The 15,282-nt window shown below is 60.2% G+C and carries 10 protein-coding genes; 4 read left to right on the forward strand and 6 right to left on the reverse strand.

Annotation, left to right across the window (positions count from 1 at the left end):
• Window positions 1-25 precede the first annotated feature (25 nt).
• On the reverse strand, window positions 26-1,450 hold the full coding sequence (locus AAC029_RS01160; protein WP_339743033.1) for a pitrilysin family protein: 1,425 nt from the start codon (window positions 1,448-1,450) through the stop codon (window positions 26-28).
• Window positions 1,451-1,563: 113 nt separating this feature from the next.
• Window positions 1,564-2,571, reverse strand: coding sequence for a 4-hydroxybenzoate octaprenyltransferase (gene ubiA, locus AAC029_RS01165; protein ID WP_339743036.1), 1,008 nt, complete (start codon window positions 2,569-2,571; stop codon window positions 1,564-1,566).
• On the opposite strand from ubiA, the gene AAC029_RS01170 reads away from it, so the two are divergent.
• From AAC029_RS01170 to AAC029_RS01180, 3 genes are all read left to right on the forward strand, one after another.
• The gene (locus tag AAC029_RS01170) at window positions 2,570-3,340 is read left to right on the forward strand and encodes a 16S rRNA (uracil(1498)-N(3))-methyltransferase (RefSeq protein WP_339743039.1); all 771 of its coding nucleotides are present in this window, start codon (window positions 2,570-2,572) and stop codon (window positions 3,338-3,340) included. The genes ubiA and AAC029_RS01170 overlap by 2 nt on opposite strands.
• A gap of 110 nt (window positions 3,341-3,450) precedes the next feature.
• Window positions 3,451-4,827 carry a glutamate--cysteine ligase gene (locus AAC029_RS01175; RefSeq protein WP_339743042.1) on the forward strand — a complete coding sequence of 459 codons (1,377 nt, stop codon included), beginning with the start codon at window positions 3,451-3,453 and terminating at the stop codon, window positions 4,825-4,827.
• A gap of 137 nt (window positions 4,828-4,964) precedes the next feature.
• A complete protein-coding gene (locus AAC029_RS01180) occupies window positions 4,965-6,773 on the forward strand; it encodes a peptide MFS transporter (protein WP_339743045.1) in 1,809 nt (602 codons plus the stop codon).
• A 74-nt stretch (window positions 6,774-6,847) separates the two neighbouring features.
• On the opposite strand, the gene AAC029_RS01185 is transcribed toward AAC029_RS01180, so the two are convergent.
• The 4 genes from AAC029_RS01185 to tldD all read right to left on the reverse strand — a co-directional run bounded on the left by AAC029_RS01185 (window position 6,848) and on the right by tldD (window position 14,033).
• Window positions 6,848-7,834: a retropepsin-like aspartic protease gene (locus tag AAC029_RS01185; protein WP_339743047.1), complete on the reverse strand. Its 987-nt coding sequence runs from the start codon at window positions 7,832-7,834 to the stop codon at window positions 6,848-6,850.
• Between the two features lie 184 nt (window positions 7,835-8,018).
• Window positions 8,019-10,136, reverse strand: coding sequence for a TonB-dependent receptor (locus AAC029_RS01190; RefSeq protein ID WP_339743050.1), 2,118 nt, complete (start codon window positions 10,134-10,136; stop codon window positions 8,019-8,021).
• A 212-nt stretch (window positions 10,137-10,348) separates the two neighbouring features.
• The gene (locus AAC029_RS01195; protein ID WP_339743052.1) at window positions 10,349-12,355 is read right to left on the reverse strand and encodes a TonB-dependent receptor; all 2,007 of its coding nucleotides are present in this window, start codon (window positions 12,353-12,355) and stop codon (window positions 10,349-10,351) included.
• 265 nt (window positions 12,356-12,620) lie between these two features.
• Window positions 12,621-14,033 (reverse strand): metalloprotease TldD, encoded by a 1,413-nt coding sequence (gene tldD / locus AAC029_RS01200; protein ID WP_339743055.1) that lies wholly within the window; start codon window positions 14,031-14,033, stop codon window positions 12,621-12,623.
• A gap of 411 nt (window positions 14,034-14,444) precedes the next feature.
• Between tldD and coxB the strand changes: the two genes are divergently transcribed.
• A complete protein-coding gene (gene coxB, locus AAC029_RS01205) occupies window positions 14,445-15,281 on the forward strand; it encodes a cytochrome c oxidase subunit II (protein ID WP_339743058.1) in 837 nt (278 codons plus the stop codon).
• Window position 15,282: the final 1 nt, after the last annotated feature.

Raw genomic sequence — 15,282 nt, forward strand, 5'->3', positions numbered from 1 at the left:
GGTGTTCGCTCCCATCAAGGCCTGGTTATTCCGGCGCATCGGCATCGTCTGGCGCGAGCCGGACTTCGAGCACGGTGCGATTGGACGGGCGAAGAAACTCTTCGGCGGTGGCGCGGATCAGCTCCGGCGTCACCTGTTCGAAGCCTTCGGTGATCCGGTTGATCCGCTCGGGATCGTCATCGAACATGGCGAAGGAGGCGAGAAGGTCGACCAAGCCGAAACGGGTTCCGGTGTCGACTGTCGAATAGAAATCGGCGAGCAGCTTGGTGCGCGCCCGTTCGACATCGACTTCGCTGACGAGATCGGTGCGCACGCCTTCGATTGTGGTGTCGAGCGTATCCATCACTTCGCTGACGCTGAACTCGCTGTCGTGGATGAGCCCGACCGTCCACAGCATTGGCCCGTCATAATTGAAGGCATTGCCGAGCATATTGATGCCGCCGAATACGCCGGAGGCGAAGCCTTCCTGATTGACCAGCGAGGCGGTCAACAGGCTATCATCGCCCTGCAGCAGCAATTGGTCGAGCACCGTCATGGCGTAATATTCCGGCGTGCCGCGATCGGGCATGTGATAGCCGACCGCCAAGGCCGGCTGATTGGCGAGCGCGTCTTCGAGGACATCAAATTTCTCGGCATTCTGGCGCGGCTCGCTGGTGTCGATCTCGGGCAGGGGTGCGCCGGCTTCAATCGGCGCAAACATGTCTTCGATCCAGGCCAGCGTCTCGCCCTTGTCGATATCGCCGGCGACGACGAGGACGGCGTTATTGGGCGCGTAATAGGTGTCAAAAAAGCTCTGTGCGTCTTCGAGGCTGGCGGCGTCGAGATCGCTCAGGTCGCCGTAGAAATTATGCGCGTTATGCCAGTTCTCATTGGCCGCCATCGGCAAGTCAATCCAGATCCAGCCGCCATAGGGCTGGTTGATGACATTGACGAAGACTTCGTTGCGCACGACTTCGCGCTGATTGTCGAGCTGGGCTTCGTTGAGATTGGGTGCCGCCATCCGGTCAGCCTCTGCCCACAGGATTGCCTGCAGCGCGTTTGACGGCACGACCTCGTAGTAATTCGTGAAATCATACCGGGTCGAGCCATTATTCACCCCGCCCGAGCCGTAGATCAGATTGTCGAAGGCGCCGTGCGGCAGATTGGCCGAGCCTTGGAACATCAGGTGCTCAAACAAATGGGCAAAGCCGGTGCGGCCCTGCGGCTCATTGCGGAAACCGACGCCGTAATAGACGCCTACCGTTGCTGTCGGCACGCTGTGATCTTCCGACAGCACGACACGTAAACCATTGTCGAGCCGGTAGTAACTGACATCGACCTGGAAGCTGGTGTCGTGCGTGACTGCAGCATCACCGGCCGCGCTGTCAGTCCCTGTGACGGGGTCCGCCGGCTGGCACGCGGCGAGGAGAAGGGCGGCGCAACTCGCTGCCAAGCCTCGATAGATTGTCATGTTTTCCCCACGCTTCGATTAAAATCTGGCTGGCCGACATCAAAGCCCCAAGCGGGCTTTGGGTCAAATGGACATAACCAAGATTTAATCTGGCGCGGCGGGAGGCGCCCGCTTCAAAGCAGGGCGGCGAGCGCCAGTGTCGCTGCGAGCAACAGGCCGGTCGTGCGGTTGGATTTGAAGATCGCCAGGCATTGATCGCCATTCTCGATGTCGAGCTTGCGGACCTGGTTGAACAGATGCGCCGTATAGAGCGCGTAAGGGATCACGACCCAGGGCGTCGCGCCGCTGAGCCAAATCGCGATGCCGATCAGGACCGCATTGAGGCCGTAAAATCCGGCGACCCAGACCTGGGAGCTTTCGCCGAACAGGCGCGCCGTGGACTTGACGCCAACCAGCGCGTCGTCCTCGCCGTCCTGGTGCGCATAGATCGTGTCATAGCCCAGCGTCCAGCAAATGCCCGCTGCGTAGAGGATCAGCATGGTGAGGTCGATCCTGCCGGTCGCGGCGACATAGGCGACGGGTATCCCCCAATTGAAAGTCAAGCCGAGCCAGGCCTGCGGCCACCATGTGATCCGTTTCATGAACGGGTAGGCCGCGACCAGCAGCAGCGAGGCCAGACCGACCCCGATCGCCAGCAGCGGGAACTGGATCAAAACGATTAGGCCGACTGCGCATTGTGCCGCGACGAAAATCCAAGCCTGTTTCAGCGTTACCGTTCCGGCCGGCAAGGGCCGGCTGGCGGTACGGGCAACGCGGGCGTCGAGCTCGCGGTCGACAATGTCATTATAGGTGCAGCCGGCGCCGCGCATGGCGACGGTGCCAAGCGCAAACAGCACCAGATACCAGAGGTCGATCCAGCCCAGGCCTTGGCCGATCCGCGCCAGCATCAACCCGTGCACGCACGGCAGGCCGAGCAGCCAGAATCCGATCGGGCGATCATAGCGCGCCAGACGCAAATAGGGGCGCAGCGCCACCGGCGCATGATCTACCCAGCTGCTTGGAATGGAGTCTGCGACTCGCCGATCGAAATTCAATTGCATCCGCAAAGGTGTGGCAAAGCCGCGCGACCAATTCAAGGCAGGCTTGACGGCAAGACGCAGTGCCGCCAAAGCCAAGGGCATGTCGACCGATCCGCGCCTTTTCCTCGATTGCCCCTTCGCTCCGGCGGCCCATCTCGCGCTGAGCCGGGAGGACACGCACTACGTCCTCAATGTGATGCGGCGCGGCGAGGGCGATAGTGTGCGTCTGTTCAATGGCCGCGACGGCGAATGGTCGGCCCGGATCAGCAACGCACATCGCAAGGGCGCTACGTTGGCGCTGATCGCCCAGACACGGCCGCAGGCAAGCGTGCCGGATTTGTGGCTGTTGTTCGCGCCGGTCAAGCGGCAGAAGACCGATCTGATCGTCGAGAAGGCGACCGAGTTGGGCGTGCGCGAAATCCACCCGGTTTCAACACGGCGCAGCCAGGCCGATCGAATCAAGCCGGAGCGTTTTCACATCATCGCCAAGGAAGCCGCAGAGCAGACCGAACGTCTCGACCTGCCATTGATTGCGCCGCTGGCGCGTCTCGAGCGCGTCCTTGAGGGCTGGGATCCGGCGCGGACGCTGTATTATTGCGACGAAGCGGGCGATGGCGATGAGGACGGGACCGCCTGGGGCGGGCAGGAGGGCCGGGCTCGTCCGATGTTGGACGTGCTGAACGCTGGCGAGGCCGGGCCGGCAGCGCTGTTGATTGGGCCCGAGGGCGGGTTTTCACCAGAAGAACGCACGCAATTGCGCCAGCTCGATTTTGTTCGCGCTGTCTCGCTTGGCCCGCGCATTTTACGTGCCGAGACAGCTGTGATCGCAGCGCTGTCGCTGTGGCAGGCCAGCCTCGGTGATTGGGGCTGAGTCTCACGTCGGCGTGAAACGCAGAGACTTGCCCTTGTTCAATGCCCTCCACCTCCATATTTGACACAGAGATTGTTTGGCGCGGTTTGTTCCGCGATGGGGGCCTTGGCATGAGCGGCACGTATAACCAGGGCGGCGAAGGTGCCCCCATCGAACATCTCGACCAACTGGCCGCCTATCTTGCCAGTGGTTGCAAGCCACGCGACGCGTTCAGGATCGGCACCGAGCACGAGAAATTCGGCTTTGCGCTGAAGGACCACACGCCAATTCCCTATGAGAGCGATGGTCCGAGCGTCAAGAAAATGCTGGAGGGCCTGGCCCGCTTCGGTTGGGAGCGTGTCGAGGAAGACGGCAAGCTGGTCGCGCTCAAGCGCAATGCCGCCTCGATCACTCTGGAGCCGGGCGGTCAGTTTGAACTCTCCGGTGCGCCGCTTGAAACCGTGCACGAGACTTGTGCCGAAGTGAATGGCCACTTGTCGGAAGTGCGCGAAGTTGCCGACGAAATCGGTGCCGGCTTTCTGGGTTTGGGTTTCTCGCCAAAATGGTCGCTGGAAGAAACGCCGATGATGCCGAAGGCCCGCTACGGGCTGATGAAGGCGTATATGCCCAAGGTCGGCACGATGGGGCATCAGATGATGTTCCGCTCCTGCACTGTCCAGACCAATCTCGACTTCTCCAGCGAAGCCGACATGATCAAGAAATTCCGCGTCTCGCTGGCGCTGCAGCCGCTGGCGACCGCCCTGTTTGCCAATTCCCCCTTCAAGGATGGCGGGCTGAACGGCTATCTCTCCTATCGCGGCCATGTCTGGACCGATACCGACCGCAATCGCACCGGCATGCTGCCCTTCGTCTTCGAGGAGGGCATGAGCTTTCAGCGCTATGTCGACTGGGTGCTCGACGTGCCGATGTATTTCGTCAAACGTGGCGGCAAATATCTCGACGCCACCGGCCAGAGCTTCCGGGATTTCCTCGACGGCCGCTTGCCGGCCCTGCCGGGCGAAAAGCCGGTCATCAGCGATTGGGAAGACCATATCGGCACCATGTTCCCGGAAGTGCGCTTGAAGACCTTCCTGGAAATGCGCGGCGCTGATAGTGGGCCGTGGAACACGCTCTGCGCTTTGCCGGCTTTCTGGGTCGGGCTGCTATATGACGACACGGCGCTCGATGCCGCTTGGGATCTGGTCAAGGGTTGGTCAGCCGATCATCGCGAAGGTTTGCGCCTGGCTGCTGCCGTACACGGCATGCGCGCGGGTTATGACGGTGATCGTCCAATGCAGGATCTGGCGCGTGAAGTGCTCGCGATTTCCCGGGCGGGGCTGAATGCGCGGGGCCGTCTCAACAGCTATGGCGAGAATGAAGCGCATTTCCTCGACGAGCTCGACGAAATCGCCGTTTCGGGCCTGACGCGCGCCGATCACCTGATCGAACGCTTCAAGGGCGAGTGGAAAGGCTCTATCGAGCCGGTCTTCACCGAGTGCGCCTACTGAGTTTTCGCCCGCTTCACATTGATTTGTAATCTAGATGAATGACCCAAGCGGCAGGTGACGCTTGAGCCTTGCGCCTTCGCGTGGTCAATTGCGCGCCAGAAATGGGCCCGCATCAAGCGGGAAAAGGGGAGGCTTGCGTGACTGATACCACTGCCACGCCAATTGCGGCATCGACGGACACATCATTTTTCGGCCACCCCAAGGGGTTGGCAATTCTCTTCATGACCGAGATGTGGGAGCGCTTTTCCTATTACGGAATGCGCGGCCTTCTGGTCATCTATCTGACTCAACACTTCCTGTTTTCGGATGAACGCTCGACACTGATCTACGGGGCTTACACAGCCCTGGTCTATGTCATGACGATCATCGGCGGCACGCTCGCTGACCGTTATCTCGGGCAACGAAAAGCCGTCACCTTTGGGGCAATTCTCCTCGTCTTCGGACACGGGATGATGGCGTTCGAGGGGCAGGGATCCCAGGAGATTTTCACCTATGACGGGGCGTCCTACGAGTTCACCCTCGACGGCAGGGGCGGCGATGCCAATCAGATGATCGTCTCCGAGACGGGCCAGTCCCTGATCAGTTTCGAAGATGAGGGTACGCGCCTCGTGATCGCTGACCCGGATGCCGTTGGCCTGCCAGCTGAACTGCCCTTCTCCAGCGACATGACTCATGTCGAGCAGGACCCGTTCTTCGTCAATGTTCTCTACTTCGCGCTGGCGCTGATTATCGCCGGCGTTGGTTTCCTGAAAGCCAATATCTCCACCATTGTCGGCGCGCTCTATAATCTCGGCGACACACGACGGGATTCCGGCTTCACCATTTTCTATATGGGGATCAATCTCGGCGCCTTCCTGGCCTCGGTCACGGTCGGCTGGATCGGGATTGCCTATGGTTGGAATTGGGGTTTCGGCCTTGCCGGCATCGGCATGCTGCTGGGCCTGTTCACCTTCCTCATCTTTCAGAGCTGGCTGGAGGGGCGCGCCGAGCCACCGAATCCCGCAAAGCTGAAGGAAAAGGTCTTCGGACCCGTCAATGTTGAAATGGCCTGCTATCTGGCCGGTCTCGGCATTATCGCGACGGCCATGCTGGCCGTGATGAATCCGCAGTATATGGGCGGAATTCTCGGGCCGCTGGGCATTCTCATGTTCGTGGTGCTGGTTGGTTATGCGATTTTCCAGACCAAGGGTGCGGAACGTGGCAAGATGTTTGCGGCGATTTACTTTGTGCTGGCGCAGATCCCGTTCTGGGCCCTGTTCGAGCAGGCCGGTTCGTCCCTGAGCCTCTTTACGGACCGTCTTGTGGATCGCACCATGTTTGGTATCTCCGTGCCAGCGCCTGTCTTCCAGGGGTTGAATGCCGGCTTCATCTTCATTTTCGCGCCGATCATGGCGTGGCTCTGGATTTGGCTCGCCAAGCGCGGCCGCAATCCTTCAACGCCTGTAAAGTTTGCGCTGGGCGTGTTCATGGCGGGCCTGGGCTTTTATGCTCTGGTCGGCGGGATGGGCGTCAGCGGCTCCACAGGTATGACCGCCGTCTACTTTGTCTTCCTGATCTACTGGATCCACACCATGGGTGAGCTGATGCTCTCCCCGGTTGGCTTGTCGGCAGTCACCAAACTGGCTCCGCCCGCGGTCGTGGGCATGACGATGGGCGCCTGGTTCCTGTATTCGGGCCTGTCCAACTTCCTTGCAGGCGTCATCGCGTCATCAACAGGTGCCGAGACCATCGGCGGTCAGTTGACCGACGTCGCGGCTGCCAAGGCGACCTATATCCAGATCTATTCCCAGGTCGGGATGATTGCGATGGGTGTTGCTGTCGTGATGCTGCTGATTTCGCCGATCATCAAGAAGCTGATGGGCGATGCGGATGGCACGATGACGCCCCATCCGACAGAAACCGAAGCCGGTGGACCGTCGATGGACCGCACGTCTGGCGCCCCATAGGCACCGGACTGGCAGACAAAAGAGAGGCCGCGGAGCAAGCGCTCTGCGGCCTTTTCTTTGTCTGGCGGCGGAGGCTACCTCGTAGCATCCTGCTCCGGCACCAGGCCTCGCGCCCGTTCGCCGCGGCAGGCATCGTTCGCGTTTGTGGCGCTGATCTCGAATGTACCGGCTTCGCGGTCGACGGTGATGGTGGCGTATTGCAGCACATCCATCCCGATCACCATGGCGGGCATATTGCCCCAATCGAGCGCTTCGAAAATGTCGAGATCGGCCTGTAGGGCGAGCACCGAATTTCGGCATAGCCCGCCCAGTTCCAGCCCACGCAGCAGGACGGGCTGGGCTTCCACCCCGGTATCGCTTGGCAGACGACTCGCCACGCCATCAATATTATAGGTGACACCGCCGGCGCGGTGCTGGACCTGGGTGCGCAGCCTTTCATTGATCAGCGTGCGGGCACTTCCGGAATCGATCATCACGCGGACGCCGTGCATGCCTTGGCCGAGTTCAGCTTGTCCGAGGAGCAGGTTCTGGGAATTGACGTAGCCGTCGGCGTGCTCGGGGGTATTGGCGTCGAGGGTCAGCGTGGCGTTGGCGAAATCGACCGAATAGCGCGCTGTCGGGATCGCATCGGCGCCCAATAGACCCGCGACCGGACGGACTTCCGCCCCATCGACGGGGATGATGACACTGTCGAGCGAGATCGGTGCCAAGCCGGCGAAGCGAAGATCCTGCAAGGTGAAATGTTCGGCCGAGAACCGCGCGGTCAGCGATTGGACATCGCCATAATCTTCCCACACCGATTGGAAGCCGAGCGTTTCGGCGATCGGTTGCGATATCGCCGTACTGCTGGCACCGGTATCGAGCAGGAAGATGTAGGGGCCGCCGGCACCAATCTCGACTTCGACGATCAAATGCCCGCTCGGCGCGCGCTCCAGAACCACGGGTTCCGCGAGGGCAGCACTGGACAGCGTGAGCACCGCGAGGCCGGCCAGTAGCGACTGTCGGGTCCGGCGGCAAATTATGGCTGCCGGGGCGGGGCCAAGATGGTTGCGGTGTGACATCGAAATGCTCCTGCAGCCCGCCTGGGCGTGGGAAATGAGGGGCGGGTTTTCACCTCCCGCCGGGATGACCAATGCTAGCCTTGAACCAAGGCTGGCACCAGTTTCGGCGGAATGGCTCTCGAAGACGTGAACGCGTCGTGAGCGCCTGCGATGGCGACCCGCCCCTCAGTTATCCGGCCAAGCTTCAGAAGGTGCCGCGCGCCCGCAGATACCAGGTCGCACCATAGTTTTCATTGCGATATTCGGTTCCCGCAATAATGCCGTCGGCCCTGGAGCCGGTATAGAAGACCCGTTTCCGGTCATCACCATTATTGGTCAGGCCATCGACGCCGAGCCGGGTTGTGACGCCGCCCCAACGTGTCGTCTCGATATAGAGGCTCAAATCGCCGTCGGTATAGCCTTGGCGACGGTATTCCTGGGCGCGGAAGACTTCGCTGTCCGAGGCCCAGTGCGATTCCCAGCCCCAAGCCAATTGCTGTGCCGGGAAGGTCTGGCGGTAGACCAGTCCGAACTCCCAGTCGCGATAGCCGGAGAATGGGCGGTCTGCGCCCGTCAGCGGATCGGTGACATTGGTATTGTACCACGCGGCTGAGGCATCGAGCACGGCGTTTGAGAGGCCGACCCGGTCCATCGGTGTCGTCAGATTGGCGCTGAGGCGCAGATTGGTGCCATCGCCAATATTGCCCGGCGCATCGTACACGCCGTCAGCGGTGGTGACCGGGATCCAGCCGTCGAGATCTTCGATCCAGTCATAGCCCAGCTGCAACGAGAAAGAGGCGTCGTCGCCAAAGCGGCGTTCCCACTCCGTCTCGAGCGTCCAGGTGCGCTGAGGCACATAATCCGGATTGCCAATGGTGGCGTTGTTATCGGCGATATCGACCGAGCTGGCGAATTTGCCGAAATCCAGCTGGGCGACATCACGCTGCGCCGTGAAGCGCACACGATTATGCTCGTCGCGGCGCCAGTTCAGCGTCACGCTCGGCTTGGGGTAGGCGAAGGAGCGGGATTGTTCCGCATCGCCGGTCTGGACGATTTCGGAGAATTCATAGCGCAGTCCGCTCTCCAGGCTGAACTGGTCGCTGATCGTCCAGGTGTCATTGACGAAGATCTCGCTGCGCGTCTCTTCCACGCGAGTTGAGGCGACCGGCAAGACAATAGGCGTCACAGTGGTGCCGTCATCCTGGAACAGGGCCAGATTGTTATCGCTTGTATTGACCGCGATCTCGCCCCCGAATTCGACCGTGTTGCGGTCATTGGGAGTCCAGATCAGCGTTTGCCGCAGCGCCGTCTCGCCGGAATCGCCGCCGCTATTGACGATGATGGCACCGAGAAACCCGCTTGCCGGGTCATAGGCCTCATTGATCTCGGGGCCATTATCCGATGTGCTGCGGCGTAGTAGGCCCATGGTCTGGCTCGACAGGGTGTCGCTGAATTCGACCGCATAGGTCGCAGACGCGAAGTAGGAATTGCCGTGGTTATCCGTTGCGTTCTGCTCGTATCGAAGGGGGGTAACCCCCGTGCCTGCCGGCGCGTCGATAAAGGAGACTTGCTGGTTCGCCCACCGCCATAGTGTGCCTTCGATGTCGAAACGCAGGTTCGAGCGGTCATCGATCTGCCAGTTGAGCGAGAAGGATGGCGTAGCCTCGCGGTAGGCTTGCTGGTCATTGTCGTGTTGAATTTCGGTCAGGGTGTCCGCAGCGTCGAACATTGTTCTTCGACGGCGGGCGAGGTTGCCGGAACTGGTGGCAAAAAGTCCGAAAGTTATGTCCACGGGCCCAACGACCCGGGCCCAGGAAATATTCGCTTGAGGACCGAGGCGGCCGGATTCTGACAGGCTCAACTGCGCATCCCATGACCCCGAATTGCCGGCGCCCTCAACGAGAATGACGTTCACCAGCCGCGCATAACCGCGCATATTGTATTCCGGCAAGGCTTCAGAGATGAGCTCGATATGGTCGACGTCGCTGATCGGAATGCGCTGCAGGACGGTGCCCAGGGAGAGTGATTTATTCGACGGGCGGGCGCCGTTGATCAGCACATTGCCGAAGCTGTCGCCGAGGCCCCGCCGACCGGTATTGCCGTTAGACACGGAGAATCCGGGAACCCGCGAGACCATGTCCAGCGCCGTGACCGGCGAGAAGGGTTCAAAATAGTCATTGCGATATACCGAGATGCCGTTGCGGAATTCGATTGTTCCTGGCGGGTTTTCCGGATTGGCGTCCTGTGCCTCGCTGAAACCCGCAAAGATAAGGCAGGCCAGCAGCGCTGTGCCGCTGGCCGCTGATTTCAAATATGTTTTCATGTGTCCCCACAATGATTGCGCGCCCCCATAGCGATGAACTCAGGAGTAGTTGGGACATTTCTCGCAATCAATGTAAATATTGGTAATTCTACCGAAGGTATAATGTAATGAAAAGGATAAGTTTCGAATCGTTACTAATATTCAATCAGAAAGATTTCCAAAATTTATGCCTTGTGCGCAAGTTGGTGACTTATCTATTCTGTAATTCTGACTCAAAACGTACCGCGCACTTGCAGATACCAGGTCGAACCCGCGCTTTCATTGCGATACTCGGTCCCAGTGACCACGCCGGCGGCCCTGGAGCCGGCATAGAAGACCCGTTCCCGGTCGTCGCCATTATTGATCACAGCATCGACTCCGAGCCGCGTGGTGACGCCGCCCCAACGCGTGGTCTCAATATAGAGATCGAGATCCCCGTCAGTATTGCCGTAGCGGCGATATTCCCGGGCCCGGAAAACCTCGCCATCGGTGACCCAGTGATAATCCCAGCCCCAGGCAAGCTGGAGCTCGGGAAAGGTCTGGCGGAAATCCAGCGCAAACTCCCATTCGCGCGTTCCCGAGAACGGCGTGTCCTCGCCGGTCAGCGGATCGGTGACATTGGTATTGTACCACTCGGCAAAGATGTCGATCACGGCATTCGACAGGCCGATGCTGTCGAGCGGGGTCGTCAGATTGCCGGTGACGCGCAGATTGGTGCCATCTCCGATATTGCCCGGTGCATCGAATACGCCGGTCGGCGTGGTGATGGGGACCCAGCCGTCGAGATCCTCAATCCAGTCATAGCCAACCTGGAGGGAGAGTGAGCCTTCATCGCCAAAGCGGCGTTCCCATTCGGTTTCGAGCGTCCAGGTGCGTTGGGGCACATAGTCGGGATTGCCGAGGGTGGCGTTATTGTCGGCAATATCGACGGAGCTGGCGAATTTGCCGAAATCCAGCTGGGCAACATCACGCCGCGCCGTGAAGCGCAGGCGGTTAAGGTCGTCCTGACGCCAGTTCAGCGTCACGCTTGGCTTGGGATAAGCGAAGGAGCGCGATTGTTCCGCATCGCCGGTCTGGACGATCTCCGAAAACTCATAGCGCAGCCCGCTCTCAAGGCTGAGCCGCTCATTGATCGTCCAGGTATGGTTGACGAAGATTTCGCTGCGCGTTTCCTCCACGCGGGTATTGGCGACCGGGAGGACGATGGGGGTGATGGTGACGCCATCATTTTCGAACAGGGCGAGACTGGTATCGCGAGCATTGACCGCGATCTCGGCACCGAATTCAACCGTGTGGCGCGCGTCGGGAGTCCAGGCCAGCGTCTGGCGTAAGGCGGTCTCCTCGTAATCGCCAGCGCCAGAGACGATGATGGACCCCAGAAATCCAGCGTCGGGATCGTAGGTTTCATACGCTTCCGGCCCGTCATCCCAGCTCTCGCGTCGTAGCAACCCCATCGTTTGAAGTGAGAGCGTATCGCCGAGATCGTAATTATAGGTCGCTGACCCCTGATAGGAATTGCCCTGATTTTCGGTCTGGTTCTGTTCGTAGCGCAGTGGAGCCAGTCCACCCGTTGCCGGCGCGTCGATGAAGGAGACCTGGGTGCGATGCCAGTCCCACACCGTGCCCTGGAGATCGACACGCAGACTTGACGCATCGTCGATCAGCCAGTTGAGCGAAAACGACGGCTGAAATTCCCGATATTGGCGCTGATCATTGTCGCGTTGGCTTTCGAGCAGCGTCTCATTGGCATCATTGAACACGCTGCGGCGGCGGATCCGGGTGCCGGAGATGCCGGTGTCGAGCCCGAAAGTGAGCTCGACCGGGCCCACCACGGTGGCGTAGGAAATGATCCCGCGCGGGCCCAGTCGACCGGACGCCGAGAGCAGCGCGCGCGCATCGAACGAGCCGGAATTGCCGGCACCCTCGACCAGGATGACATTCACCAACCGCGAATGGCCGCGCATATTGTATTCAGGCAAGGCCTCCTGGATCAGTTCCAACCGTTCGACATCGGCGATGGGAATGCGTTGCAGGACCGTGCTCAGGGACAGGGATTTGTTCGATGGCCGGGTGCCATTGATCAAGACGTTGCCGAAGCTGTCGCCCAGGCCGCGACGGCTGGTATCACCGTCGGACAGGGAAAAGCCGGGAATACGTTGCACCATGTCGAGCGCCGTGACGGGAGCAAACTGGTCAAAATAGGCTTTTGGGAAGCGCGATAGCCCATCGCGGGTTTCCACTCGAATATCGGTGCTCTGTTCGGTCTCGGCCTCTGCCCATGCAGGCGAACCGATTGCGGCCAAACAAGCGGTGCTCGCGATCGCTGATGTTATGAAATCTCGCATATATCCCCACATGGTGCGCCGGCCCCAAACCGTGCAGAGGGGATATCGGCCAATCGCCAATCACACTATGTAACGATTGGTAAGGTGGTTCACTTGGGCGAGGGGAACCCCATGTCGAGCCCTTTCGCAGCAGAGATATTCCGCAATAATTGCTTTTCCGTCACGCAGCGCCACCGACGGTTAAACCGGCGATTTTCAGGCTCGGCTGTCCGACCCCGACCGGCACGCCCTGGCCGCCCTTGCCGCACATACCGACGCCCGGGTCCATCTCGAAATCATCACCGATCATCGTGATCTGCGTCAACGCGGTCGGGCCGTCACCGATCAGGGTCGCGCCCTTGACCGGAGCCTCGATCTTGCCATTGCGAACCCGATAAGCCTCGGTGCACTGGAAGACGAATTTGCCAGAGGTGATGTCGACCTGGCCGCCACCGAAATTGACGGCATAAATACCGTCGGTAAGGCTGGCGACCATCTCGTCGGGTTTGTGCTGACCGGCGAGCATATAGGTATTGGTCATGCGCGGCAGCGGCGGGTAGGCGTAGGATTGACGCCGGCCATTGCCGGTTGGCTTCTGGCCCATCAGGCGCGCATTCATCCGGTCCTGCATATAACCAACCAGAATGCCGTCCTCGATCAAGACAGTGCGCTCGGTTGGGGTGCCCTCATCATCAATGGTGAGCGAACCACGACGTTTTTCCATCGTGCCGTCATCAACAATGGTGACGCCCGGCGAGGCGACGCGCTCGCCCATCCGTCCCGCGAAGGCCGAGGAGCCCTTGCGGTTGAAATCGCCTTCCAGGCCGTGACCGACGGCCTCGTGCAACAGCACCGCTGGCCAGCCTGGCCCAAGCACCACATCCATCACCCCGGCCGGGATGTCGATCGCATCGAGATTGACTCGCGCGATCCGGATCGCTTCATTGGCCAAGCCTTTCCACGCATCGGGCGCGATCCATTGATCGAATTCGGCGCGGCCGCCAGCGCCGGCCGATCCGGTCTCACGCCGGCCCTCGCGCTCGACGGTCACCGAGACATTGAGGCGTACGAGGGGGCGGATATCGGTCTTCATATCGCCGTCGGCGCGCAGTACGGAAATAGAGCGCAGGGAGCCGGCGATCGAAGCGCTGACCTGGACGACGGAAGGATCCTTGGCGCGGCAATAGGCGTCGATTTCCTGCAACAGCGCGGATTTGACCTCAAAGGCCGGGTTGGCGACCGGGTCGATGGCGTCATACAGGCGGCGATTGGTGCCGGCTGGCGGCGCAGCTAGAATCGCAGCGGGACCGCGCTTGACGGCCGAGGCGGCCTCCGCAGCGCGCTTGACGGCGTCCAGCGTTGGATCGGAGGAATGGGCGTAGCCGAAGGCTTCGCCAGAGACACAGCGCAGACCAAAACCGCGGCTGGTGTCGAAACTGGACGCCTTCATGCGGCCATCGTCGAACACCAGTGATTCGGACGCGGCGGTTTCCAGGAACAACTCGCCATCATCGGCACCGGAGAGTGCGTCAGCAAGCACGGGCCGGACATCGTCCGCGTCGAATTCGAACTGGCTGATCGGTTCGTCGGACATGAAGGACCTCGTTTGTCGCGCATTGGAAGGGGTAGACATAGTTCAGCCCGCGCCGCGAGGGAATAAGCGCGGGGCGCAGCAATCGCAGCGCCGTCACCGGCGGGCGGCCTGATTCGTGACCCGCGAGCGGGTCGCTTCCCCGGTGAGGCGAATGGACGCACACGGCCCGTCACACCGATTGCAGATCGCAAATTCAAAAGCAATTTCAGGCAGAAAGCTGCATAATGGCGCTCCGCCACCTGCACGGTAAACTGTTGATAGGCTTGAATCTTCCGTCAAATTGGACCAAGCCCTGCGCAAGGGGATACAAATAGTGTGCTTGGTGACCTGACAGCGTAGGTGACCGGCTCTATATTCCGCCGCCATCGGTGAGGGTTCCTCGCCTTCACGCCTGACTTGTATGGGGAAGCCATGCGTTTCTTGACCGCAATCGTGCTCACTTGGTTTTTAGCCTCCACCTCCGCCTTCGCGCTTAGCGTACCGGTGGATGGGGCGCTGGGTCTTCAGCACGCCGTTACACCGATCATGGAGCGGATCACTGAATTCCACAATTTGCTTCTGTGGATCATCATTCCGATCACGCTCTTCGTCATGGGTCTGCTGATCTATTGCATGATCCGCTTTAATTCCAAGAACAACCCGGTTCCGAGCAAGAATAGTCACAACACCCTTCTCGAGGTTGTTTGGACGGCTCTGCCGGTGGTGATCCTGATCGCGATCTCGGTCTTCTCCTTCCCGCTTCTCTATTATCAAGAAGAAATTCCCGACGCCGATTTCACGATCAAGGCGACAGGAAGCCAATGGAACTGGACGTTTGAGTATCCTGACCAAGGGGCTCCGGAATATCTCTCCATGATGGTGCCTGAAGCCGACCTCCAGCCAGGGCAGTTGCGCAATCTGTCGGTCGACTACCCGCTGGTCGTGCCGCTCGATGCAACGATCCGCCTGCAGGTTACGGCGACCGATGTGATCCACAATTTTGCAATGCCGGCCTTTGGCACCAAAATCGATGCCATTCCGGGCCGCATTAATGAGTCGTGGTTCCAGGTCACTGAAGAGGGTGTCTATTACGGGCAGTGCTCCGAGCTGTGCGGTCTGGGGCATGCTTACATGCCGATCGAAGTTCACGTCGTTTCTCAGGCTGCCTTCGACGCCTGGATCGCTGCTGAACCGGGCAGCGACGAATCGAATGCCGTAATTGCCTCATATGAAGCCGCGCGGAATACGCGCTTGGCGCAACTCGATTAGG

The organism is uncultured Maricaulis sp., assembly GCF_963975345.1.
Classification (GTDB): domain Bacteria; phylum Pseudomonadota; class Alphaproteobacteria; order Caulobacterales; family Maricaulaceae; genus Maricaulis.

Excerpts from the sequence above, each read along its gene's own strand:
- tldD (WP_339743055.1), bottom strand. The coding sequence starts at position 14,033 with ATGTCCGACGAACCGATCAGCCAGTTCGAATTCGACGCGGACGATGTC.
- ubiA (WP_339743036.1), bottom strand. The coding sequence starts at position 2,571 with ATGCCCTTGGCTTTGGCGGCACTGCGTCTTGCCGTCAAGCCTGCCTTG.
- AAC029_RS01160 (WP_339743033.1), bottom strand. The coding sequence starts at position 1,450 with ATGACAATCTATCGAGGCTTGGCAGCGAGTTGCGCCGCCCTTCTCCTC.
- AAC029_RS01185 (WP_339743047.1), bottom strand. The coding sequence starts at position 7,834 with ATGTCACACCGCAACCATCTTGGCCCCGCCCCGGCAGCCATAATTTGC.
- AAC029_RS01175 (WP_339743042.1), top strand. The coding sequence starts at position 3,451 with ATGAGCGGCACGTATAACCAGGGCGGCGAAGGTGCCCCCATCGAACAT.
- coxB (WP_339743058.1), top strand. The coding sequence starts at position 14,445 with ATGCGTTTCTTGACCGCAATCGTGCTCACTTGGTTTTTAGCCTCCACC.
- AAC029_RS01190 (WP_339743050.1), bottom strand. The coding sequence starts at position 10,136 with ATGAAAACATATTTGAAATCAGCGGCCAGCGGCACAGCGCTGCTGGCC.
- AAC029_RS01170 (WP_339743039.1), top strand. The coding sequence starts at position 2,570 with ATGTCGACCGATCCGCGCCTTTTCCTCGATTGCCCCTTCGCTCCGGCG.